26 protein-coding genes are annotated in these 21,866 nt (G+C 50.2%); 6 read left to right on the top strand and 20 right to left on the bottom strand.

The features are described 5' to 3' along the window. Nucleotides 1-173: 173 nt before the first annotated feature. Nucleotides 174-935, bottom strand: coding sequence for a hypothetical protein (locus tag BMW55_RS00640; protein ID WP_089964440.1), 762 nt, complete (start codon nt 933-935; stop codon nt 174-176). Nucleotides 936-1,281: 346 nt separating this feature from the next. On the opposite strand from BMW55_RS00640, the gene BMW55_RS00635 reads away from it, so the two are divergent. Both BMW55_RS00635 and BMW55_RS00630 read left to right on the top strand, forming a co-directional pair. Further along, complete coding sequence (locus BMW55_RS00635; protein ID WP_089964439.1) at nt 1,282-2,238, top strand: ArsR/SmtB family transcription factor; 957 nt, start codon at nt 1,282-1,284, stop codon at nt 2,236-2,238. A gap of 17 nt (nt 2,239-2,255) precedes the next feature. Next, entirely contained in the window at nt 2,256-3,551 is a 1,296-nt protein-coding gene (locus tag BMW55_RS00630) for an MFS transporter (protein ID WP_089964438.1), read from the top strand. Here the strand turns inward: BMW55_RS00630 and BMW55_RS19150 are convergent. From BMW55_RS19150 to BMW55_RS00600, 7 genes are all read right to left on the bottom strand, one after another. Further along, nucleotides 3,538-3,711 carry a hypothetical protein gene (locus BMW55_RS19150; protein ID WP_170839651.1) on the bottom strand — a complete coding sequence of 58 codons (174 nt, stop codon included), beginning with the start codon at nt 3,709-3,711 and terminating at the stop codon, nt 3,538-3,540. The genes BMW55_RS00630 and BMW55_RS19150 overlap by 14 nt on opposite strands. A gap of 4 nt (nt 3,712-3,715) precedes the next feature. Then, nucleotides 3,716-4,000, bottom strand: a complete 285-nt coding sequence (locus BMW55_RS00625) for a hypothetical protein (RefSeq protein WP_089964437.1) — start codon at nt 3,998-4,000, stop codon at nt 3,716-3,718. Nucleotides 4,001-4,129: 129 nt separating this feature from the next. Then, nucleotides 4,130-4,405 (bottom strand): DUF5320 domain-containing protein, encoded by a 276-nt coding sequence (locus tag BMW55_RS00620; protein WP_139179405.1) that lies wholly within the window; start codon nt 4,403-4,405, stop codon nt 4,130-4,132. A gap of 32 nt (nt 4,406-4,437) precedes the next feature. Then, nucleotides 4,438-5,004: a hypothetical protein gene (locus BMW55_RS00615; protein ID WP_089964435.1), complete on the bottom strand. Its 567-nt coding sequence runs from the start codon at nt 5,002-5,004 to the stop codon at nt 4,438-4,440. 260 nt (nt 5,005-5,264) lie between these two features. Next, the gene (locus tag BMW55_RS00610; RefSeq protein WP_089964434.1) at nt 5,265-5,639 is read right to left on the bottom strand and encodes a DUF309 domain-containing protein; all 375 of its coding nucleotides are present in this window, start codon (nt 5,637-5,639) and stop codon (nt 5,265-5,267) included. 263 nt (nt 5,640-5,902) lie between these two features. Next, nucleotides 5,903-6,625, bottom strand: coding sequence for a tetratricopeptide repeat protein (locus BMW55_RS00605; RefSeq protein WP_170839650.1), 723 nt, complete (start codon nt 6,623-6,625; stop codon nt 5,903-5,905). Nucleotides 6,626-6,808: 183 nt separating this feature from the next. Then, nucleotides 6,809-7,318, bottom strand: a complete 510-nt coding sequence (locus BMW55_RS00600; protein WP_089964432.1) for a DUF3907 family protein — start codon at nt 7,316-7,318, stop codon at nt 6,809-6,811. Between the two features lie 212 nt (nt 7,319-7,530). Between BMW55_RS00600 and BMW55_RS00595 the strand changes: the two genes are divergently transcribed. Continuing rightward, entirely contained in the window at nt 7,531-8,004 is a 474-nt protein-coding gene (locus tag BMW55_RS00595) for an acyl-CoA thioesterase (protein WP_170839649.1), read from the top strand. A 43-nt stretch (nt 8,005-8,047) separates the two neighbouring features. On the opposite strand, the gene BMW55_RS00590 is transcribed toward BMW55_RS00595, so the two are convergent. Together BMW55_RS00590 and BMW55_RS00585 are read right to left on the bottom strand one after the other, a co-directional pair. Next, entirely contained in the window at nt 8,048-8,233 is a 186-nt protein-coding gene (locus BMW55_RS00590; protein ID WP_089964430.1) for a hypothetical protein, read from the bottom strand. A 123-nt stretch (nt 8,234-8,356) separates the two neighbouring features. Continuing rightward, nucleotides 8,357-8,782, bottom strand: coding sequence for a CoA-binding protein (locus BMW55_RS00585; protein ID WP_089964429.1), 426 nt, complete (start codon nt 8,780-8,782; stop codon nt 8,357-8,359). Nucleotides 8,783-8,904: 122 nt separating this feature from the next. Here BMW55_RS00585 and BMW55_RS18930 point away from each other — a divergent pair, with 122 nt between their 5' ends. Further along, nucleotides 8,905-9,171 carry a hypothetical protein gene (locus BMW55_RS18930; RefSeq protein ID WP_139179403.1) on the top strand — a complete coding sequence of 89 codons (267 nt, stop codon included), beginning with the start codon at nt 8,905-8,907 and terminating at the stop codon, nt 9,169-9,171. A gap of 58 nt (nt 9,172-9,229) precedes the next feature. Here the strand turns inward: BMW55_RS18930 and BMW55_RS00580 are convergent, their stop codons facing one another. The 9 genes from BMW55_RS00580 to BMW55_RS00535 form a co-directional block, all read right to left on the bottom strand. Then, nucleotides 9,230-9,907: a hypothetical protein gene (locus tag BMW55_RS00580; RefSeq protein ID WP_089964428.1), complete on the bottom strand. Its 678-nt coding sequence runs from the start codon at nt 9,905-9,907 to the stop codon at nt 9,230-9,232. 375 nt (nt 9,908-10,282) lie between these two features. Continuing rightward, complete coding sequence (gene cbiB / locus BMW55_RS00575; protein WP_089964427.1) at nt 10,283-11,278, bottom strand: adenosylcobinamide-phosphate synthase CbiB; 996 nt, start codon at nt 11,276-11,278, stop codon at nt 10,283-10,285. A gap of 2 nt (nt 11,279-11,280) precedes the next feature. Then, nucleotides 11,281-11,982: an adenosylcobinamide amidohydrolase gene (locus tag BMW55_RS00570; RefSeq protein WP_089964426.1), complete on the bottom strand. Its 702-nt coding sequence runs from the start codon at nt 11,980-11,982 to the stop codon at nt 11,281-11,283. Nucleotides 11,983-11,995: 13 nt separating this feature from the next. Next, nucleotides 11,996-13,786: a S9 family peptidase gene (locus tag BMW55_RS00565; RefSeq protein WP_089964425.1), complete on the bottom strand. Its 1,791-nt coding sequence runs from the start codon at nt 13,784-13,786 to the stop codon at nt 11,996-11,998. A 37-nt stretch (nt 13,787-13,823) separates the two neighbouring features. Further along, the gene (locus BMW55_RS00560) at nt 13,824-14,411 is read right to left on the bottom strand and encodes a histidine phosphatase family protein (protein ID WP_089964424.1); all 588 of its coding nucleotides are present in this window, start codon (nt 14,409-14,411) and stop codon (nt 13,824-13,826) included. After that, nucleotides 14,383-15,150 (bottom strand): adenosylcobinamide-GDP ribazoletransferase, encoded by a 768-nt coding sequence (cobS, locus tag BMW55_RS00555; protein WP_089964423.1) that lies wholly within the window; start codon nt 15,148-15,150, stop codon nt 14,383-14,385. Before cobS ends, BMW55_RS00560 begins: the two co-directional genes overlap by 29 nt. Then, nucleotides 15,147-15,692: a bifunctional adenosylcobinamide kinase/adenosylcobinamide-phosphate guanylyltransferase gene (cobU, locus tag BMW55_RS00550; RefSeq protein WP_089964422.1), complete on the bottom strand. Its 546-nt coding sequence runs from the start codon at nt 15,690-15,692 to the stop codon at nt 15,147-15,149. The genes cobS and cobU overlap by 4 nt, the downstream gene beginning before the upstream one ends. Nucleotides 15,693-15,695: 3 nt before the next feature. Continuing rightward, a complete protein-coding gene (cobD, locus tag BMW55_RS00545) occupies nt 15,696-16,826 on the bottom strand; it encodes a threonine-phosphate decarboxylase CobD (RefSeq protein WP_089964421.1) in 1,131 nt (376 codons plus the stop codon). Nucleotides 16,827-17,157: 331 nt separating this feature from the next. After that, the gene (locus tag BMW55_RS00535; protein WP_089964419.1) at nt 17,158-17,523 is read right to left on the bottom strand and encodes a hypothetical protein; all 366 of its coding nucleotides are present in this window, start codon (nt 17,521-17,523) and stop codon (nt 17,158-17,160) included. Nucleotides 17,524-18,007: 484 nt separating this feature from the next. Between BMW55_RS00535 and BMW55_RS00530 the strand changes: the two genes are divergently transcribed. Both BMW55_RS00530 and BMW55_RS00520 read left to right on the top strand, forming a co-directional pair. Further along, on the top strand, nt 18,008-19,738 hold the full coding sequence (locus BMW55_RS00530) for an aromatic amino acid hydroxylase (protein ID WP_089964418.1): 1,731 nt from the start codon (nt 18,008-18,010) through the stop codon (nt 19,736-19,738). Nucleotides 19,739-20,109: 371 nt separating this feature from the next. Then, nucleotides 20,110-20,529 carry a hypothetical protein gene (locus tag BMW55_RS00520; RefSeq protein WP_089964416.1) on the top strand — a complete coding sequence of 140 codons (420 nt, stop codon included), beginning with the start codon at nt 20,110-20,112 and terminating at the stop codon, nt 20,527-20,529. An 83-nt stretch (nt 20,530-20,612) separates the two neighbouring features. On the opposite strand, the gene cobT is transcribed toward BMW55_RS00520, so the two are convergent. Next, nucleotides 20,613-21,665 (bottom strand): nicotinate-nucleotide--dimethylbenzimidazole phosphoribosyltransferase, encoded by a 1,053-nt coding sequence (gene cobT / locus BMW55_RS00515; protein ID WP_089964415.1) that lies wholly within the window; start codon nt 21,663-21,665, stop codon nt 20,613-20,615. Nucleotides 21,666-21,866: the final 201 nt, after the last annotated feature.

Genomic DNA, 21,866 nt, shown 5'->3' with positions numbered 1-21,866 from the left:
CTTCCGGGGCAGCGAAGTTTTTTGGTTCATCCGCCGTCTTACCCATGGAGCGGAAAAACAAATCAAGCATAAAGTGTGCCAATTCTTGAGTTACGTTGGTTTAGCTTCATTTGTACGGTAATAAGCCCCCTGTTGGATCTGATCCACAGGGGGCCTGATACAATCATCCGATTTTACTTATCTTCTTTCAATTGCTCTCTCCATTTTTTCAATTCTTGACGAAACAGCTGTTGCAGTTTTTTGCGCTCTACCTTGACTTGATCCGGGCTTACTCGGAGAGCAGAAGCCACCTCTTTCCAAGTTTTCTTTTCCGTCTTGATGGCCAGAACTTCCTCCAATCTTTTTCCGCTCGCCTTGGCTAACACTGCCGCATGCATCGCTCCTTCGGGATGAACCCGCGAGTGATAGAGAGCCTTCCGGATCTCCTCCGGCTCACGCCCAAGATAGGAGGCTAAAGCTTGAAACAAGAGAGCGGGGTGGTTTTTCAGAAAATGCATTTTCGTGTTCAGCTGAGGAAAAAGAAGGCGCAATTCCTTCCAAACCTCTTTCGGATCCATGCGGTAAGCCTGCACAACTTCTTTCCAGTTCCTTTTCTGCTTGATCGCTGATGCCACTTGTGAGAGTGGTTGGTTGCTCTTTTTGGCGATGACGGCGGCGAGGGCGATCTGATGAATCCCGAGGCTTTTCTCCCTCAGCACCGCTTCGACATCTTCTTTTTTCATTCCGAGATAAGACGCCACTTTTTCCGTCACTCGAATCGATTGGTGTTCATCAGCCTTTTTCTTATGGAAAAAAGAGCTTAATTTCTCCAATCTCTTATCTTTTAAGGTAGACTGAATGTCCGCGTATCCCACCTGACCCGCTCCCAGCAGGATTCCGCCGACAAGGCCGATCGCGACCGCTGTACCCAGAATCTTTTTCAGTGAGAAAGCCATAGTTTCCACCTCTTTCTGATTGACTTCAGGATAGTCTACCCCAAATGTATGACGAAACTTTGACATGGGTATGACTCAATTGAGAAAGCGGAAAGACGAACGTAAAACAGGTTCCATTTCCCGGTTCGCTCTCCACAGAGATTTTCCCTCCGTGTGCTCTGTTTTGGTCTTTCTCCACATAGTCTTTTTGCAAGGCTTCCAGCCAGCCGCGGATCGATGTCAAAACCCGCAAGAGGCTTATTTGTATAAAAAATTCTAAAAATAGTGGTTGAGTATGTTTTATTCCAATATAATATAATTAATAAATGTTCTATAAATATCGAACAAAAAGAGGGTGGGTTTTTAAGTGAACTACTCGGTCCAGGTGATCTTTCATGTCTACCTCGAGTGTGTATTGAGTTTGCTCACCTATATGTCGAAACCTTCCCATAAGCATTATGAATTGTGGACCGGGTGGGCCGCATCGGTCAAGAAGGCAATCAGCTCCAGGCTGCATCAACAGATTTCCGACTTGTATCAGGATAAAAAACAAGATGTCTTTCATCCGATCCTGATCGGTTTTTACGGAATCCTCAGCCACAAAGAATGGATGGATGAACAGAATCCCATAAGAGTGATCCATTGGATCGAGCAACTTCCCGTTGAGGAATTAGTAGATCAAACCTCGCTTCTCGTACAAAAAAAACCTCTTCCATCCGCAGCAACGCTCCATTATTTTCGCAATCGCTGGGTGCAAATCTTATATGAATGGAACGAACAGTATTTCCGTCAAGTCGATTCGCAAATCATCACAGGACTGAAGAAGGATGCCCTTGAGAAGCAAAAATGGTTTTCCCTGTATCCGGTTGAAGAGCAGGTGGAGAAAGCAACCAATGGTTTATATATTCAACCGGGAAATGGGGTGGATCGGGTTTATCTGTTCCCGCAATATCACAGCAGGCCTTTTAACATCATCGATTATGACTCAAAAAACTTCTATATAGGTTATTCTGCCGATCCTCTTCCAACAGCTGAGGAAGAACCGCCTCCTTCCCTTACCCGCATGACGCACGCACTGTCAGATCCAAATCGCCTGAAGATCTTGCGTTTTCTTGGAGACAAAACCCGCAGTTTCTCAGAAATCGCTCAAGAGATCGGCTTGTCCAAGAGCACCGTACACCATCATCTTGTCGCTTTAAGGGCCGCAGGAATGATTCGCGTGCTTTATCAAAAAAGCGGTCATGATCGCTATCAGCTGCGCGGTTCATTTATCCCGGAACTAGCAATTCAATTGCAGGATTACATGAAAAAAGGAATGGGATAATTTAAGGAGGATCAGAGATGCTTTCTGTGAAAAACCGCCCTTTCTGGCTGCTTCTCAGCGCCGAAACCATCAGCGCACTGGGCGATATGATCGGCTTGTTCAGCATTGAGTGGCTGCTGTACCAGATGACTGGCTCCAAATGGCTGATGGGAAGTGTCTTGGTCGCTTTTTCTTTGCCGGAAGTGATCATTCGTCTCATTGCCGCCCCTTTGATCGACCGGGTGGACCGCGTGCGGCTGATGTCCGCTTTAAACGCGCTCCGCTTTTTCACCTTACTCGCGCTCGCTCTGTTTGCTTTCACCCGCACGATCGAGGTCTGGCACATTTTTGTCGCCGCTGTCGTACTGGGCAGCTGCAGCGCCTTGTTTATCCCTGCGGGGATGGCTCTCGTCCCGAACCTGCTTGGGAAACAACATTTCGTCCGCGGCTACTCCCTGATGGATGGATTCACCAATACCGCCCGCTTACTCGGCCCTGTGATCGGAAGCACCTTGGTCTCTGTCTCCGACCCTTCGGCCGGAATTGGCGTGAACGCGGTTACTTATGCACTGAGTGCGGCTCTGCTCTTTCTGTTGCCCAAACAAACCACATCACACTCCGAAAGGGAGCAACTGTCCGCCTGCTCATGGAAACAACTGGCCCGGGATTGGGCGGCCGGCTTTCTATTCTTCCGGCAAGTCCCCGCCTTGTTTGTCATCATGATCCTGCTGGCCGTCAGCAACTTGTGCTTTTCTTCCTGGAACATGCTGATCATCCCCTTGGGGCAAGAAGTGCTGAATATCCGTGCGGTGCAAATCGGGCTGCTGATGCCTGCCTTTTCACTGGGGATCATCACAGGGACTTTGATCACCTCCTGGCTGGGTGAAGTCAGGCGGAGACGTGTTTTGATGCTGGGCAGCTTTATCGCAATGGGAATCTTCATCGTCCTGATGAGCATGAGCAGGGAGTTTATCCTCACGCTTTGTTTATTTTTCCTGCTCGGCCTCACGATCCCGTTTTTCAATTCGTACAGCTCCGCCTTATACGGACAACTGGTTCCGGACAACTACCGCGGGCGTGTCATGTCTGTCCGCCTGCTGTTGGGGCAGGGAATGATTCCGCTGGGCGGTTTTCTGGGCGGCGTGGTCTCGGAATCTTTCGGTCTTCCTCTCTTGCTGCTTCTCTCCGGCATCATTCAGATCCTTTGCGGCTTGATCGGATTGTTCATGCCGTTATTAAGAGGCATTGACGGTGATTTAACCCCCCTGGCAGAGCAAATACAAAAAAAACTGGCTCCCCATCCAACCGGACGCGTACACGCTACGCCCCGATAAACAAGACCCGGCTGAATGTACGCAAATCCAGCCGGGCGTTTTGTTGATGCAGGAGCTGCTGCGGATCATCTTGCCCGACTTGCTCTGAAGCGATGTAACTTTCAGTGAGTATAAAGGGATAAGTGCAAAGGGCTGGCAACTGCCAACCCTTTGATGACATTTATTTATTTACTCTTGCGCGAAATTTGTTTTTTCCCCTGCAATATATCCATACCCAGGTCGGGATTCGATTTCACGCGATGGGAAAATTGTACCAGCTCATCCATCTCGACGTCAGCCTGCGTTACTTTCATCAAATACTCTAAAACCGCAGTCATGCCACCCTGGCCGAGTGCTTTTTGGGCTCCCTGCATGATTTGTTCCAACTGTTGTTCGGTGAGGACCTTTTTCCCCATCACTTGATTGATCATATCAGCCAAATTTTGCATGGGCAGACCGTTTCCGGACATATGATTCCCCCTTCCACCAATGTCCTTACAACATATGTGAACAAAAAGGGGAATGAGAAAGGTCAATCGCCCAAATCTCAGGGATTCATAAACAAACGAGCCCTTATTTTGTGAGGCTCGTTTTTCCTTTTACTCGCTGTTTGGTGATTGTCTTGATGCAGGAGAATCACGGATGGAATGAATGCTCAGATCACCTTGATCCCTTCCGAGCAATTGGATCAACAGGTGGTATTCTTCCAACAACATCAGTTCAAAAAATTTCATATCCCGACGGAGTTTTTTGTTTTCGATCACCAGCTGCTTCAGTTGTTGCTGCATGAGTTCAAGCTTCTCTTCCAAACAGGCTAACCGTTCTTCCAGCTTCCTGGTATCTTCGGCGGAAGGATCATGGGACAAAAAACGCACCTCTTTCTCCCTGAAACATTCATATGAACAGTTTATGAAGAAGTGCTGCTCTCTGTATCCGCACGTATCTCGGCTGCATTTTCATCCTTTATCTCCGTTGAAAGCGGAACGGAAGATTCTTCCCTCACTCTTTTCAAGATCTGCAAGAGATCCTGATAACGCTCCTTCACTTCCCGTTGATACCATTCATACGAGCTCTTTTCTTCCTTCAGCTTTTGATGTTCCTGCACAAGTAGCTGGTATCTTCTGTTTTTTTCCGCGAGTTGTTCGGATAACCGGCGGATTTCTTCCTGTAATTCATTCCATGATTTTTCAGCTTGTTTGAGTGAATCAATAATTTGTGTAAACGACCCGATTTGCGAACCCTTTTTTTTGTGGATCTGTCGGTAAACCCGTTTCTTCTTCGCCTCCGTGTAAGCGAGAGGATCCTGCCTGCGCAACACGGCATTCCAACGAAAACCGCAAGCTCCAGAAGTCCGCCCCAATTTTCTGCCCACTTCTTCAAAAGCTTCCAGCTGCGTCCCCCCATTGCTGATCGATTCCAGCACCTTTTCTCTGAGCAGCCGATCTTCTTGTTCCGTCCATCGTCGCCCTTTCATTTTCCCCATTCCTCCTCTCCCTTTCCAAACACCGGGATCATAAAAACACAAAATGGCTTTTATATAATTATTTAGTCATCCAAGTAGCCAATTATGTTATTTACAGATAAAAAATCACAGAACGTTGCCCCCGTTCTTGATAACCGCCCTCCAAACAAAAATGCCGAACCTTCTTCCGATCTCTAAGGTTCGGCATCCCGCGGCATATATTTCATTCGATGCGTTAACGGCCAGGGAATTCTCTATAATGGAAGATTAGTTTATAAAGCAGGCAGGCGGCATGTCCCGATGCCCAATTGTTCCACTTTACCCGGGTCCATCTTTTCTATCCCTTCCGGGAGAAGCTCCAAACATTTTTTCAGCCAAGCGAGAACTTCATCGACAGCGACACCGTCTTTCGACGGAGCGAAGGGAGTAAGGTAACGGAACGCCGAATCGGCCAGCTTTCTCGCTCCCCGTACTTTCCCCCTTTTTAGCTGGTGCATAATGGCCGCAATCTGAATCAATCCATGGTAAAAGTCGTTCTCTCTTTGAGTTTGCCACAGTTCTTCCAACACTTCATGGGCTTCCCAATACTCTTCGCGATGATAACATTTGAAGAATTCCACATAAAGCGGATGATATGACGATTTCATGTCCGGCCTTTCCCTCCTCCATCTCGACCATACGGCTCCTATTTATCTAGCATACTCGATCCCGGGGTATAAAAAAAAGACCAGGTGCGCCCTGGTCACATGAAAGAGGGTCAAGATTAAGGAGTTAAAAGAAGCGTGGTAGCGTAAGCAAGAAGGTCAACCTTACTTACAGCATACATTGTATCATGCTCCCCGAATTTTGTCGATATTTCACGAGGAACTATTTTCAAACTTTTTAAATTTCTGGTCCCAATACTTTCGTTTTAAATTCCCCACCGTTTCCAAAGAGTTAAGAATCTTGGTGTATTGGTCTCCTTCAGAATTTGACGAAATTGTGAACGGATGATTTTATTTTTAGGATCTACGCGAAGAGCCATCTTTAACTGCCTGACTGCTTCTTCATATTGTTCCATCCTGATGAACAGATTGGCTGTACGCTGGTGATAAAAGGGTTCTCCCTCTTGAAAATGGGCGCCAAGTTCGAGATGAAGTAAAGCTTGTCCCGTCCGACCCCGGAGCAGGTACACTTCCGCAAGAATGGTGTGTGAAAGAGCATCTCTGGGATCCAGTTCCAAGCTGCGCAACAATAAATTTTGCGCCAGGTGAAGCAAATCGGTATGTGTCATCAAATATCGCGCGTACTCCCGGTATCCTTTGCTAAAATGAGGATGACAGTTGATGAGGGATTCATAGACTTCGCGAGAACGCTGCAGCTCATTTTTTGCTTCCAGCACTTGTGCCAGCATGAGCTGGGCTTCTGCTCGCATGGGGTCAAGATCTAATGCGCCTTGAACAGCTGCCAGCGCGCGGTCCCAATATTGATTTCTGGCTTCCAGATGTGCCAGCGCCAAATAATGATCGGTTGTCGGGTTTTTCTTGATGAGCCGTTCGATGCGGGCTCGAGTCCGCCGATAACTCCCCTGAACAAACCGCTTTCCTTCATATGTTTCAACAGGTGAATGCGATTCAATGATTGGCCCTGCCATCTTCATTCCCCCTTTGCCCATTTAGCCTCTCTACACTGAGTATCCGTTCAGTTGCCCATCCTTTTTAAGTGTACCTGATTCGACAAAAAATGTCACGAACAAACAAAAAACAACAACCCTCGTCAGACCGGGGATCGCGGGGTTGTTGTCCGGCGTGGATGAAAGTGAAGATGGCTGCCCAGTTTATTTGGTTCCGCTTTTTTGCATGCGAATCCGGGTAATATAATCGGTTTCATAGTATTCCAGCTCATCGCGCAGTGTTTCAAAAATCTTGGAAAGTGAAAGGGTGATTTGTCTAAGCGCTTCCGGCGGCTCCTGCCTGAACTTGATGGCATCATGCTTGGTATAGCAATACCGCCCGTCTTCTTCATACACTTCGTTCCGGGGATAATAAAAGTTATATATGCAGGAATGGACGATTTCGCTCAGCACTTTTTCCGCAAAATCATGGTTAAACTTGGACCGCCGCAAAACGAGGCTCACTTTTTCATAGCCCAATTCGCAAGCTACGCTCAAATGTCTGAGATCTCCAAGAAATTCGCAGATGTATTGTTCCCGTTCCCGGCCATCCGCCTGTTCATCCAACAGCTGCGGAACACTGTGATAATTCAAAAACTTCTCCAATTGCACTTTTGCTTCGCGCAGCTTTTCTCTCGTTAACACGCAGAGCTGCTTGGTTTGTTCAGTCGGCATAAAAACATGTCCCCCCTTGGACCCGCCCATACAAACAAGTGAATTCCAATCTTAGTATATCATAACAGCGGTTTGATTGGTTCAAGATGAGAAGACGGCAGCAAAAAAAGAAAAACCGTGCTTTTCAAACGAAAAAGTCAAATCAAGAAACAGATTGTGTTATGATATTAAACAATATTACTGACTGGTCAGGCAAAAGAGGGGGGATACCATTGTCTCAAGCATGGCCACCGGAGAACAAGCAAGATTGGTTAAGCAAATTCCGCTTCTATACTCCCATCCAGGTCCGCTTTTCGGATACGGACATGTTGGGCCATATCAATAATGTCAGCTATTTCAGTTATTTTGAACACGGAAGACTAAGTTATTTTGAAGAATTGGATTTGAGAAGGCTTCTGTTCAATCCTGATCGGGGAATCAACGGGGCGATCGTCACCGCCAGTTTGGAGTGCCAGTATCTCCATCAGATCCACTTCGGCAAAGAAATACGCCTCGGAGTGCGCGTCAGCCGGATCGGAAACAGCAGCTTGGAATTCCAATATGCGTTGACACTTCCTGCCGAAAATCTGCTTGGTGCAATCGGGAGAGGGACCGTCGTTTATATCGATATTCCTACCGGAAAAAGCAAGCCCATCCCCGATGCCGCCAAGGAAATCATCCGTTCATTTGAATATGAAAGGAAGTGAATAAGAGTCAAGCCCAGCGGATGAGAGCCGCTGGGCTTCAAATCTAATGATAAGGCTCGTGTTGGTGATGAGCGATGGTCTGCGCAATAATGATATTGATATCCTCTTCGCTTAACGAACCAAGATCCCCTTGAATGAGAATATCCGAGTCTCGCTCCGCTTCAGTCAACAAATCATATAGCTCAGGTGACACTGCCAAAACCAGCTCAGACAGTTTGATGGTTTGCATAGGTATCACCTCATGAAAAGTACTGGCAACGAAACCGGAAGCAAGTTATTCCGTCTATTTTGTTTCTTTCATTATGTCATAAGTACCACGATTGTCAATCGACTTATGTCCATTTTTCTTGCCTTAGCGGCCGGCTCCGAGCAAAATGGCGTGATCCACTTTGATGCAGCGGTCCATCACCACGATCAGGCCGTTCTCCTCTGCCAGTCTGGCGGCTTCTTCATTGATAACTCCTTCTTGCATCCAGATCGCTTTTGCTCCTGCCTTCACCGCTTCTTCAGCTACCGGCATGACAAATTCACTGCGGCGGAAAACATTGACAATATCGATCGGTTCCGTGATCTCGGTGAGTGATGCATAAGGCTTCTCACCTAAAACAGGTTCCTTCAGATTGGGATTGACGGGAAATATACGATAACCGGCACGTTGGAGTGCTTCGGCAATCATATAACTCGTTCGTTCCGGATTATCTGACATACCCACCACAGCGATGTTTTTCGCATCTTTTAACAATCTGGCTCTTTCCTGATCACTTGGATTTTGAAACATGGAAATATCTCCTTTGTCTTTGTATTCAAGCTGTATCCCTATTATACCCTTTTCAATCTGCACGTTGTAACTGCCGGGTATTTATTTATATGAATATTTTGTATATTTATGTTGCCAGGTGATTGAAGGAGAAGCGGCCGTCTGAAGCCCCCTCCCGACGGCAGGAGCAATCCGTTTATGGGTGCATCGCGACCCGGTTCATTTCATCGCTGAACGCAAGGAGCAAAACACCGATCTTGCTGCGCCGCCTGTCGATGGGCCATTTGGCTGGGGACCATTGGAGAGAAGGATGTTGGACACTCCCCTTCGCACGCGGGTTGTTGACGGACGAACAAACCAATCGGAATCCCGCGGCGATCAACGGGAGTGCCTGTGTGCTTCCGCTTTGAACCTTGCCCCTTTATGCAGATAAGTTGAAAGGGAGTTTTTCTGTCATGGTTGTGGTAGTCAATCACGTTTAGAAAGTCCGATCAATTGAAGAAACCGTCTTGCGAACTCCGCAACTGAAATCTCCCCGGGCCCGTGCATATAATAGTTCTTTTTGACCAGCTCCATCAACCAGGCAGGGATTTTCTTTCCTTTGATCAGATCATAATAAGACCGATATCCCTCAACCAGATAATCCCATCTTCCGTCATCGCCCGGTTTCATGTACTCGGAAACGTCGATCACCTTGGCTCTCCCGTCCTGCAACAGGACATTCTTCAGATGGATATCCCTGGGGTTCAAACCGCGCGCTCTGGCGTAAGCGCGCGCCGCTTCCACATCCTGAATCACCTGTTCGGGAATGACGATGCCTTGTTCCAAGCACTCGTAAAGTGTCGGCCCTTGTTCATAGCTGATCATGAGATAATTTTCCCCCTCCCCCAACAACCGGGCGAAATAGGGGGAATTACCAAGACGTTTATAAACCGTCGCTTCCGCCTGCTTTTTATGAAGGCGATCACTGGCAAACACCTTAAATACACGATCGGGCAGATCCGGATGCTGGACCACTACCGCATCCGTGCCCAGACCGATCACACGAAAAACTGGCGGAATCCATTTGACGGTAACCAATTCAGTTCGCGGATTGGAATGAAAATCAATCTGTCTCAGCTGAGATTCAATCGCATCGCTATTCATCAAGTTCCTCCGGTTCTTCAGACCTTCAACTACTAAAGATATCATGTACCCGAATCCAAACCGTTAATCTCTTCCGGCCGATATCCGTCTCACATCCATCCCGCCATGGCTTCAGCAGACCCAAATTCATGCATGCTCTCTTCTTTTTCCCTGGACGAGAGACATCTCATAGACTCCTTCTTTTTGCTTTCCTCTCTTCTATTTTACAGAAAAAACCGCCTGAAAGCTCACGGTTTTCAAATCGTTGCCGCCAACCGCACGGGATCGGGCAATGACACACCACCGGGGTTTTGGGCACGCCCTGCGTCAACGGAATCGCCAGGGGAGGCAATTAGCGAAACCGCTTGGTGAAGGCGCTTCAGCCCGGGTGAAGAGTTAATATCCCTCCAGCATGAGGCGGAATATCCCCGCGCAAACGGAAAGAAGAGCAACATAAATCCAGGACGTAGTGTAAAGAACGCGAATGGATTGCAACAGATGAACGGGTTTTTTAACTTCCAAGGGACGCCCCATGGTTGCCCGCGGGGAAATCTTCCCTTGATATGTATTGATACCCCCGAGTTGAATTTGCAAACCTCCGGCCATGATCGCTTCCGGAATGCCGCTGTTGGGGCTGGGATGACGCTGGGCATCCCGCCGGTACGCGTCCCAAGCTTCCCGCGGATGAAGTTTTAACAGCGCCAGTGCCGCCAACATCGGAAAAATGGTGAGCCGTGCCGGAACCCAGTTGGCCCAATCATCCAGACGGGCAGATGCCCAGCCGAGATGCAGATATTGTTCATTGCGATATCCGACCATGGAATCCAGTGTATTGACGGCCCGGTAAGCCATCGCGAGCGGTGCTCCTCCCAGCGCGGCATAAAAAAGCGGAGAAGTAACCGCATCGACGATATTCTCCGCAACTGTTTCCACACCGCCGCGCACGATCTCCTGTTCATCCAACTTCTCCGTATCCCTTCCCACCACCATCGATAGGGCAGATCGGGCGCGGTCCAAATCCTTTGCCCGAAGCGCTTCATAGATGTGACCCGCCGCTTCCGCCAGGCCCTTGGTCGCTATGGTTGTGGCGATCAAATAAACTTCCAGTACCCGCCCTGCCCATACACTCCAGCCGGAAACCCACTGTACGATATACAAAACCGCCAGATACACCCCGCCGACAATCACCACCGGGAACAGTAGACCGAGAAGGCGGATTTGCCTGTGATGAGATTCATTTTCCCATCCCCGTGATCTCATCAGGCGACGCGCTCCTTTTTCCAGGAGAGAGATGCATTTTCCCATGGCCACAACCGGATGAGGAAGCCAGCGGGGATCACCGATCAGACGATCCAGCAGGTAGGCAGCCAGCAGAATCCCGACCCATTCCATGATCACTCTCCCCCCTGTCTCCGTCTTCTCTCATTCTCCACCGCTTCCCGTACCGCCTGATATACCGCTTGCCCGATCGACCGGCCCAACGGACTGGCTACCCCCGCATAAGAATGAAGATAGGAACCCACCCACTCCTGGGTTGATGCGACGACAATCGCATCCGTACTGGTCCCTGTGGCGATATTTCCCTGCGGATCAGTCACACACAAATCCTGAAGAGCGGCCGCTTTGGCCTCGGTGGCTGTGATGATGCTGTTCACCATCGCCGGAATCGTCATCCTGCCGTCGATGAGCAAGATGAGGTTAATGGTTCCGGGCATCTCCTGCAGGTAAACCGGACCGTCCAGCCCCGCCCGGGCAGCGTTGCCTACCCCGGCGGTTGCCCAGACGGCCAGGCGAAAATACTCCGATTCCACCCGGCGATATCCCCCCTCATCCACATGAGCCGCCGTTAACAACACCACTGTCTGACAGCGGGATAACCCTTTGGCTTGCAGCCAGTCTTGAATTTCCGCTTCCGGATCAGGGGGACAGTACGATGATTCCACGTGCCGGTTGAGAATCATCGTCGCGGTTGCCAGACCTCCTCCCACCACGGCACTGGTTAAAACGGTCAACGGCTGTTCCGACTGGATCTGTATCATTTCCGCCGTCACCCGGCTGTGAATGGGCCAGGCGGACCGGCCAAACACTGGTTGCATGGCTCGACTCCTTTCAAAGAAAACGGTTGAAAAACTGAAACACTTTTCGGTACACCAATATCTCGTTTTCTTTTTTGGAAAAACCGTGTCCTTCGTCCTCCAAAACGAGATATTCGACGTCTACGCCTTTTTTCTTCAATTTCTCCACGATCCGGTCCGATTCCGCTTTCACCACGCGCGGATCATTGGCTCCCTGGATGACAAGCATCGGTTTCACCATGTGGTCCAGGTATGTGTCCGGGGAGTCTTCGATCAGCTTTTGGCGGTCTTTTTCCGGATCACCGACCCATTGCTTCATGGCCGGTTTCCAATGCTCCGGAACGGAATTGATAAAAGTAAACAAATTGCTGGGACCGAAAATATCGACCACGGCCTTAAAATATTCGGGATGACGTCCCGCCAGGAGCAAAGCCATATAGCCGCCGTAACTGCCTCCCATCAGAAAAATCTTCTTCCGGTCGGCATATCCATTTCGAATGAGCCAGTCGAGACCGGCGATATTATCCAAACGCGGGCCATGCCCCCAATCCCCTTCCACTTTTTTGCTGAAACGGATGCCATATCCGATCGACCCGCGGAAATTGGGCGCAAAAATACTGTATCCCTGGTGGAGCAAAAACTGGAATAGCGCGCGAAAATTCTTGCGCTCTGCCGCCTGCGGTCCCCCGTGCGGCCACAGGATGACATGGCCGTTGGACGACTCCGGTTTGGCGCGGAAAAAGAGTGCTTCAATCGGGGTGCCGTCATAAGACGGATAAGTGAGGACCTCCGGTTCGATCAGATCTTCCTCCGGGACTCCCGGCACCCCAAAACGGGTTAACGTCTCCCATTTCGTGCTGCCTTTTTTCAGCCGGTAAATATTCCAGGGACGGGTCGCCCGGTTGCCCAGGAGATACAGGTTCCCCGCGTCCGAAACGGCGATCTGCCCGATCACGCTGGCCGGCACCTCCATTCGGGTCAACTCCCGCGTTTGGAGATCCAAACGATAGAGAAAGTCCTCCACTCCTTTGCAAGTAACCAGATACAGCTCCGAATCCTTCCGGTTCAATTTGATCTTTTTAATCTCCTCATTTTTTAGTGTCAACATTTCCGTCAGCCTGTTGGTGTTCAGATCGAACTCAGCGAGATAAGAAAAGTCTGCACCGTAATTGGTGACCACCAACAACCGGTCATCATCATAAAACTCCACATCGGAAACCGTGTGCTGTGCCGCTTGTTCCGAAGTAAGGCAAACCGGTTTCCCTTCTTTCCTCTTCACATACGCCAATATGTATGTGTTGGCGAAGAACTTGTAATAAACCAGTGTCTGTTCGTCTTCGCTCACTTTTCCCAAGTAAGTGGGGGCCTCTTTTCCTTCCAGAATCAGTTCTTCCCGGTTTTCATCGATATGGTAGCAATACGAATTGATAAAAGTCCCGTTTTCCTTATTGGAATAATAGTAGAGCCTCTTTCCGTCCCCGGACAGATGCACCGGATGATTTTGTTTCTTTTCCGCCAGCCTGACCGGCTTCATGGGCCCTCCGGACGGTGGCAGGGCATAAATCTGTGCATTTTCGTCTCCGTCACGGTCAAAGGAAGCGAGTAGAAATCGCCCCTGTTTGTCGAAGAGCAGATGGTGGCAATTCTGCCCGTTGAACGTGAGCGGGTAAGGAAACAGAACGGGCAAGTCGATCGCCCACAGGTCATATTTGCCGGCTAAGTTGGTGCTGAACACCAATTGTTTCTCATCAGGGCTTACCGCGAAACGCTGAATGGAAAACGTTCGAAAAAATTGTTCCACATCCGGTTTGTCAAATGAATTCATACGTACACCCTCTCGTTTTGTCCGTTTTCCTTCAAATCTAAAAAGTCGAAACGATCTTCCAGGTATCCCCCTGTTTCTTCACCAACTGTCCGCTTCCATGGGGAACGGATGGTTTCCAGAAAGCAGCCCAGTCCCGGTAAACCAGTTTCGCCAGAAACCAGCGGATCGGTCCGCCATGTGTAAATACGGCAATCCGCTCCCCTGCATGCCGTTCTTCCACTTGCTTGAGCCACCTGCTTAAACGCTTGTCCATCTCCCGCAAACTTTCACCCGCAGGCGGAGCCACTTGAAACGGATTGGACAACCACTGCCTGACATGCTCCGGGTTCTTCGCCGAAATCTCGTGATACGTACAACCCTCCCAATCGCCAAAAGACAATTCCCGCAAGTTCTCACTCTCCAGGCAGGGAAGGTGGGGAAAGCGTCTCAGAAACACCCGAGCGGTCTGTCTGGCACGCAACAGATCACTCGTATAAACCCGGTCGACCGGAAAGGCGGTTAGATGAAGCGCCAATCGCTCCGCTTGTATAGATCCCTTTTGATTCAGCGGGACATCCCGGTGTCCGAGGTAACGCCCGGAGGCATTTTCGTCCGTTTCACCATGCCGGAGCCAAATCAGCTGCAAGTTCGTTCACCCCCGGGATCAGCATCACGAGCAGAATAACGATTTCCGTTCCCTCAATCACGGCACCGTAAATATCCCCGGTGCACCCTCCCAGCCTTCGGGTCACCCGCCATCCAGCCAGCCAGCCAACTCCGAGGGCAAGGGCAAACAGCACCAGCCCCAGCCAGCCGCTTAAGAACATGACGGGAACGATGGCGCAGATAAAAGCAAACAGCAGGCGGCGGAGAGTTAATTGTTCTTTCATCCCTTTCCCGGTTCCGTTTGCTTGAATATAGGGAAAAACAAACATCACCCAGACCACGGCCGTTCGCCCCAATACCGTTGCCGTCACAACCGGGACAAACAAAGGGCAGACAGCGGGAAGGGAAATCAGTGAACCCACCTTAAGCAAAACGGCAAAGACGCCTGCCAGCACACCCATCGCGCCGACGCGGCTGTCCTTCATAATCTCCAGCGTACGCTCACGTTCCCTGTAAGAGCCCAACCCGTCAGCGGTGTCCATCCACCCGTCCAGATGAAGGCCTCCCGTGAGATACGCCCAACACGCCGCATCCAGCACCGCCCTCACAGGCAGTGGAAACCACCGGGCGATCAGCGTATCAAACAGTACGATGGCAATCCCAAGCAACAGGCCGGCCAGCGGATACCACATGGGGCTCTTCTCCCAATCCTCCCGATTGGTGCTCAGCGGGACAGGAATACGCGTCAAAAAAGCAACCGCATGAAAGAAAGCGTTCATCCTTTGATCCTCCACGGAATTCCCGATACAACCAGCCAAACTTCCTGTGCCGCCTCAGCCGCCTGTTGATTCACTTGCCCCAGTGCTTCTTGAAACAGCCGTCCCACAGCATTCATGGAGACGCCGCCCCAGCCCGCTTCATCGGTGACAAGAACGGCCTCGCGCTCCTGTAATCCCTGAAGCAGGCGCCCCATGTCATCTTTCATCAAGGAAAGAAAGCGTTTCTTCTGTTCCTTCGTCCAAACTTCCGTTGCATTTGCCTTCCACATCCGATTGGAAACCCAAGCCGTCAAACTGTCAATCAGCAGAACGGCATGGCCGGGAACCTTCGCCACCGCCTCAGGCAAACGGAACGGTTCCTCCACAAGCCCCCACGCGGCGGGGCGCTGTTCGCGGTGCCGGATGATCCTTTCTTCCATCTCGGTGTCCACCGCTGTCCCTGTCGCTATGTAGATGACTTCCCTTCCCAGAGATGTGCAGATCGATTCGGCAAATCGGCTCTTTCCCGACCTGACTCCTCCTGTGACCAAACGAATCCCCAAATTTCATCCCTCTTTTGAAATCAGTTCATCAATGGCGCGGACCAGTACCCGGTTGGCCCGGCTCGTCTTGACCGCAATTCGGAAATACCTTTCATCCAGCCCGGGATACATCGAGCAGTCGCGAATCAAAAACCCTTTTTTCCCCAACTCATGCTGCAGCCAATCGGCGGAGTAATGACCGGCTCTCTCCCGAAATCGAAGAAGCAGGTAGTTGGCCTCTCCGGGGAATACCTCGAGCTCTTTTATCTTTTTCAACTCTGCCGTCAAGCGTTTTTTTTCTTCAGACAACCACAGAAGCACTTCCTGTGCAAAATCTTTCCGGATGCTCTCGTCCAGAACCACACAGCCCGCTTCTTGCGCCAACGCATTGACACTCCACGGGACTTGCATCTGCTTCAGTTTTTTGATGACCGGCTCTGACGCGACCAAATATCCCAACCGCAATCCCGGCAAAGCATAAAATTTCGTCATGGAGCGGACAACAACGGTGGTTGGAAACGAATCGACCCGATGAACAAAAGATCTTCTTTCCCCGTCCGGAACAAAGTCGATAAACGCCTCATCGATGACCAGCCATTTTTCCGCTTTTGCGGCATATTCGGCCATCTCCTCCAAAAAGGGGACCGAAAGCAAATGTCCGGTCGGGTTATTGGGAGTGCCCACAATCAGAAGATCGCTCTCGTCGATCAAGGACTTCACCTCATCCAGTGTCGGGACAAACCGGTTTTCCCATGAGGTGATGCAAGAAACGACAGGAATTCCCCGCTTCCGGGCGCTGCCGGCATACTCGGCAAAAGCCGGTTCTATGGTTCCCGCCCGGCCGGGTTTGAACACCGAGATCAAGAGATCGATGAGTTCCGCCGCACCATTTCCGGTTAAAACCCGGGAGGGCTCAATGCCATGAAACGAAGCGATGGCCCGTTTCAGTTTTCGCGAATCCGGGTCCGGATAACGGGTGAGTGATGCCAAGCCCGGTTCCGCCAGCAATTCTTTCAACTTCTCCACTACCGCAGGAGGAGGCCCGAAGGGATAAATATTGGAACTGAAATCAATCAAATCTTCAACAGCCACCCCGAAGAGTTCTGTTGCCGTCATCAGATCTCCCCCGTGCCCGAATCGTTCCAGCTGTGCCATATGTTCATCCCCTTCCCGTGTCTGTTCCGGCCGGAGCCCTTCTCTCACACATTCTAAAGTAAAATATTCAAATAAAAAAGATCAATCTAAAAGGCGAAGGGCGGGACCCCACCCACGATAAAAAATTCAACGCTGAACGGAAGGCGAAAACGGACCGTGTGTGCTCCGTCCCGCCGGACCGGAAAATGAAAGCACCATCATCATCGGTTTGGAAAGCCGATGTGATGGTGCCTGCCATTCCGCCGACCAAGTCACAGCCCCCTCGTAAGAAACCGGGAATGGCTTCGGATCAGCTGACGAACCGAATGCCGGGGGTGACTGTCATAAGCATTCATTGGCTGAGTGTTCCGGATGCTTCTGAAGAAAGAAATTCGTCATTGTCCATTTTAAACATATATTTCCCTGCCGGATGAGGGGCCGAAATGTCCAGCGTTTTGCCCGGTTCCACCTCTCCGCTCCTCAAAGCGGAACATTCATAGTAAGGACAGTATTCAAGAACATAGAAATGAATCGGCCGGGATCCTTTGTTTTCGATATGAATCTTCATTTTGCCTGCCGGGAAGTAAATCCAGTCTGTGTGGGCTGTAGGCTGCCCGGTGTTCAATTGTAAGGGATAGGCAGTGTCCGCATAGGTCATCGCGCTGAGAACAAAGATCGTGCAGATCGCAAAGAAACTGAGAACGAGTTTTTTTCTCATTGCATCTCCCTTCCTTTCCGTCGTATTGTTTCCAGAACAGGCGGGTGTTTCCATCCGTCTTAGCAACCATTTTCCATGTTTTTCTGAAAACGTCTTTACCTTCTTGTTTCCCTTTCAGTTTTTCTTTAATCGTCATTTTCGATCCGGTTTTTCTTTACCTGCTTTGATTCGGTTGACAAAACAGCTCGGCTCATTTACAATCGCTTTAATACTTAAAAGCATATAAGCATGAAAGAGTCAGTACGTTTAATAAAATAATATTTTCTCATCGGCAAGAAACAGTAGCTGGCGGCGTCACAGCAGGCAGAGACCGGGTGGCAGGTGAAAACCCGGGTGTACCGTACAGCGAATTACACTTGCAACGGATGATGGGAACCAAATGAGAGGGTGAACGATTTCGTTCGCCAAATAGGGTGGTACCGCGGAACTTCCGTCCCTATGGGGCTGGAAGTTTTTTTATTTTTGCAGACAAGGAGTGAACAGTATGCGTCCAACCCTAACGCTGAACAAAAAGATCCCTGTGCATCTTCTCCGCTATGTGACAAAACAGGAGTACGGGCAGTACAGCCCTGTCGATCAAGCTGTTTGGCGTTACGTGATGAGACAAAACTTTCACTTTCTTAAAGGCAGAGCCCATGACACTTATAAAAGCGGCTTAAAAAAATCGGGAATTTTGATCGACCGGATCCCAAGGATGGGAGAAATGAATGAATGCTTGCAGTCTGCCGGCTGGGAAGCTGTTCCCGTCCGGGGCTTGATTCCGGCGTCAGCCTTTTTCGGTTTGCTGGCGCACGGTTTCCTTCCCGTCCCCACCGGTATTCGCACGCTGGAGAGAATCCCGTACACCCCCGTTCACGATCTGGTCCACGGAGCGGCCGGACTGGCTCCCATGCTGTTTGATGAAAAATACGCCCGATATGTTCGGACATTAGCCCAAATCGGAGCCAAGGCGCTCTCAGATGCAGCAGAACGTGAGCTTTTCCCGGTCCCCCGTCTACTGTCAGCCGTCAACGGCGCCGGGGAAATAGCAGAGGCGAAAACAGAGGTTGCCCAAACAATCAGCCAATCAAAAGGAATATCCGAAGCCGCGCAGATCTCGCGTCTCTACTGGTGGACGGCCGAGTGCGGTCTGATCGGCAATCCGGAAAACCCAAAAATTTACGGAGCCGGCTTGCTGTCATCGATGAGGGAACGGCAGCTTTGTTTTTCTGAAGCAACAGCGAAGATTCCCTTTGATCTGGAAACCTGCATCCAAACCGATTACGATGTCACGCGGCCGCAACCGCATTTATTTGTTTGCCGTGATTTTGATGAACTGATCGAGGCCGTCAGCCTCTTTTCCGAACGGATGGCCTTTCGCGTGGGTGGAACCGAGAGTCTGAACAAAGCGGTTCGTTCCGGGGACATAGCCACCGCCGAATACAGCACAGGTCTTCAGGTAAGCGGAATATTTAACCTGCTTCTGTACAATGAACAAGGAGAAGCCATTTACCTGGAGACTTTCGGACCTACGGCGCTGGCATATGAAGGAGAGGAACTGCCCGGGCATGGAAAAAGCACTCATTCTCGGGGCTTTGGTTCGCCGATCGGCAATGTGAAGGATCTTCCCAAACCTCTCGAATATTTTACACCAAGAGATTTACATCTTTATCATATGGACCGTGGACGTGAAGTAGAACTCCATTTTCAAAACGGGATTCGCATCAAAGGAGTCGTGAAGGACTGGATTTTCCGCGGAAACCGGCTCATTCTGCTCACCCTGACAGCGTGCACGGTGACTTATCGCGATCACGCCTTATTCTTGCCGGAATGGGGGGATTACCATCTGGCCGCTGGAGGAAAAATCGTGTCCGTCTTTGCCGGTTCGGCAGATCCCGCGTCGTTTTATGCCGATGCGATCCCGGAAGAAACGGAGCGGGAGCAAACCTATCCTGCAATGTCCACCCTGGACCACCTGTATCAGGCCGTTCAAGATATTCGAAACGGAAAAGAATCATCCACCATTCTTCCCACCATTGTCCGTACGCTGGATGATCTGTATCCGGAGGATTGGTTGCTCCGAATAGAAATCCTGGAACTCTGCTCACGTCTCCCGCTCTTTCACAATCACGCGATGAAGGAGCAAACCAAAGACCATCTGTTCCGGCTGATCCAGAACAAGCCCGGGGTGAAATCCTTCATTCTCAACGGTTTAAAACTCGTTTCGCTGCCATGACAAAACAGAGCCGCACCGAAGCTGCAACGGGATCGGTGCGGCCCTTCTCCTTGGCATCAGGAATTTTTCATGGAATCATCGCCTTCCACGTGTAAACGGATTTTTTAAAAGAATCGCCGGACTTGCGGGAGGGATGAACTTCCTTCGTCCGATGTTCAGGCTCATCCCCGTAACTGAAGCTGGGGTTTTTTCTCTCCAAAGATATAATATAAAAAGAATAATTCCTGCATCCCGGAATATCGGATCCAACAGCGGAACATTTCCGGGAGCTAACGGGCACTCTGTGAGTGATGATCTGTTTGAACGATCCTCCACGGAGTTAACGGGTAAAAATATAATGACCATTCCGTCACTTAGTCAGGAGAGAAACTATGAATAGCGAGATTCACTTTCGGTCCAAATTTTTCGCCAAAGATGAAGTCAGGGAAAAAGAGGATTGGTTGAATGAGCATTTTGCCAAAGGATATGTGATCGTGGAACTCGAGGAAATCGAGTCCGGTTATTTCGTGCATCTCGCCTTTGATCCCAAAGCCGGCATTTCCTCGCGTGCCCGTTTTTTCGCGCGCGGCATGGAAGAACAAATGGATCAATGGATAACCGGCAGGTTTGCGGACGGTTGGAACCACGATGTGCATGCAACCGCCGACGGATATTGGGTGATCGTATATAAAGAAGATGAGGAGCAGCTCCCTCCACTTCCTTATCTGATTTTGAATCAGTTTATCGAGCTGTGGTGGTTGTGGCTGATCGGAACCATCGTCTTCGGCTTTCTCTGGTATACCAATCGTTGAATGGTTGCTTCCGGACAATGGAGCATTTTTTTCACCAACCGCTTTTGCGGCTTTCTTCATGACCGGGTCGGTCCAGTCCCGTTTTATTCGGGGTCCGGCAGTCCCAAATCGGCAAAAGTGGCCATTTCGCGGGCAATCGCAACGGCAGCATCAAAAATCGGGAAAGATAAAGCGGCTCCGCTGGCTTCCCCCAGGCGCATCCGGGCATGAAGGAGAGGCTCGAGCCCCAGTGCATCCAACAACACGCGATGTCCGGGCTCTACCGAGAGATGAGAGGCAAACAAATACGGTAACACTTTTGGGTCCAATTTGACAGCGATCAGAGCGGCCGCCGTGGAAATCAATCCATCCATGACGGCGGGAATCCTTTCTTGAGCGGCTCCGATGAAACACCCCACCATCCCGGCAATTTCCAATCCCCCGACTTTGGAAAGAACATCCAAGGGGCGTTCCGCCGAAAGCCGGTGTTTCTCCAGGGCTTGTTCGATGACGCGAATTTTCCGCTGCAATCCTTCTTGACGAATCCCCGTGCCCGTTCCTGTCAATGCGGCGGCCGGCTGCCCTGTCAAAGCGGCGGCAATGGCTGTTCCGGCAGTTGTATTGCCAATTCCCATTTCCCCTACGGCCAGGAGCTGGACGCCTTTTTGTCTGAGCTGGCCAACGATTTCAATCCCTGCCCGAATCGCTTCGGTCGCTTCTTCCTCCGACATGGCCGGTCTCTCTGCAAAATTGTCCGTTCCCAACCGGACTTTGCGGTTGATCACTCCTTCCGGGACTTCGGCAAGCAGACTCCCGACATCGACGACGTGCACCTCCGCGTTAGCCTGCCGGGCCAGGACATTGACCGCTGCTCCGCCCCGGACAAAATTATGGATCATCAACCCGGTCACTTCCTGGGGATAGGCGCTCACTCCTTCTCTGGCGACACCGTGGTCCCCGCACATGACAACGACCGCTTTTCGGCTGACATCGGGAATTTTCTCTCCTGTGATCCCCGCCAACCGGATCACCAATTCTTCCAGGCAACCCAAGCTGCCTGTCGGTTTTGTCAGCTGATTCATATGTTTGCGTGTTTCTTCCTGCACCTCCTTGCAGATGTCAGGAATCGGTCGAAATGGGCTTCTTGTATGTTGCATGGATCTTCCCTCCACTCCGTTTCGTGGACTCTTCTATTGTAGCATCTGAAATCAGGTGAAAAATAATGATTTTCATCTAAACTCCCTCTAATTCAAGTGTTTTGTTTGTTTTTCCTTGAATTTAAAAATTAACTATTGAATCTCCTCTCAATTTTGTTACAATATTGAGCAATATATTTTTTAGATAGTCGAGACTCTAGC

This window comes from Lihuaxuella thermophila (assembly GCF_900110165.1).
GTDB classification, from domain to species: Bacteria; Bacillota; Bacilli; order Thermoactinomycetales; family Thermoactinomycetaceae; genus Lihuaxuella; species Lihuaxuella thermophila.
The sequence above is the reverse complement of the archived record's forward strand: the minus strand, read 5'-3'. Positions and strand labels throughout refer to the sequence as shown.

Bases quoted from the DNA above. Each gene is read 5' to 3' on its own strand.
- BMW55_RS00640 (WP_089964440.1), bottom strand. From the start codon at position 935: ATGGCTTTCTCACTGAAAAAGATTCTGGGTACAGCGGTCGCGATCGGC.
- BMW55_RS00630 (WP_089964438.1), top strand. From the start codon at position 2,256: ATGCTTTCTGTGAAAAACCGCCCTTTCTGGCTGCTTCTCAGCGCCGAA.
- BMW55_RS19150 (WP_170839651.1), bottom strand. From the start codon at position 3,711: ATGTCATCAAAGGGTTGGCAGTTGCCAGCCCTTTGCACTTATCCCTTT.
- BMW55_RS00625 (WP_089964437.1), bottom strand. From the start codon at position 4,000: ATGTCCGGAAACGGTCTGCCCATGCAAAATTTGGCTGATATGATCAAT.
- BMW55_RS00615 (WP_089964435.1), bottom strand. From the start codon at position 5,004: ATGAAAGGGCGACGATGGACGGAACAAGAAGATCGGCTGCTCAGAGAA.
- BMW55_RS00610 (WP_089964434.1), bottom strand. From the start codon at position 5,639: ATGAAATCGTCATATCATCCGCTTTATGTGGAATTCTTCAAATGTTAT.
- BMW55_RS00605 (WP_170839650.1), bottom strand. From the start codon at position 6,625: ATGGCAGGGCCAATCATTGAATCGCATTCACCTGTTGAAACATATGAA.
- BMW55_RS00600 (WP_089964432.1), bottom strand. From the start codon at position 7,318: ATGCCGACTGAACAAACCAAGCAGCTCTGCGTGTTAACGAGAGAAAAG.
- BMW55_RS00590 (WP_089964430.1), bottom strand. From the start codon at position 8,233: ATGCAAACCATCAAACTGTCTGAGCTGGTTTTGGCAGTGTCACCTGAG.
- BMW55_RS00585 (WP_089964429.1), bottom strand. From the start codon at position 8,782: ATGTTTCAAAATCCAAGTGATCAGGAAAGAGCCAGATTGTTAAAAGAT.
- BMW55_RS00580 (WP_089964428.1), bottom strand. From the start codon at position 9,907: ATGAATAGCGATGCGATTGAATCTCAGCTGAGACAGATTGATTTTCAT.
- cbiB (WP_089964427.1), bottom strand. From the start codon at position 11,278: ATGGAATGGGTCGGGATTCTGCTGGCTGCCTACCTGCTGGATCGTCTG.
- BMW55_RS00570 (WP_089964426.1), bottom strand. From the start codon at position 11,982: ATGCAACCAGTGTTTGGCCGGTCCGCCTGGCCCATTCACAGCCGGGTG.
- BMW55_RS00565 (WP_089964425.1), bottom strand. From the start codon at position 13,786: ATGAATTCATTTGACAAACCGGATGTGGAACAATTTTTTCGAACGTTT.
- cobS (WP_089964423.1), bottom strand. From the start codon at position 15,150: ATGAACGCTTTCTTTCATGCGGTTGCTTTTTTGACGCGTATTCCTGTC.
- cobD (WP_089964421.1), bottom strand. From the start codon at position 16,826: ATGGCACAGCTGGAACGATTCGGGCACGGGGGAGATCTGATGACGGCA.
- BMW55_RS00535 (WP_089964419.1), bottom strand. From the start codon at position 17,523: ATGAGAAAAAAACTCGTTCTCAGTTTCTTTGCGATCTGCACGATCTTT.
- BMW55_RS00530 (WP_089964418.1), top strand. From the start codon at position 18,008: ATGCGTCCAACCCTAACGCTGAACAAAAAGATCCCTGTGCATCTTCTC.
- BMW55_RS00520 (WP_089964416.1), top strand. From the start codon at position 20,110: ATGAATAGCGAGATTCACTTTCGGTCCAAATTTTTCGCCAAAGATGAA.
- cobT (WP_089964415.1), bottom strand. From the start codon at position 21,665: ATGCAACATACAAGAAGCCCATTTCGACCGATTCCTGACATCTGCAAG.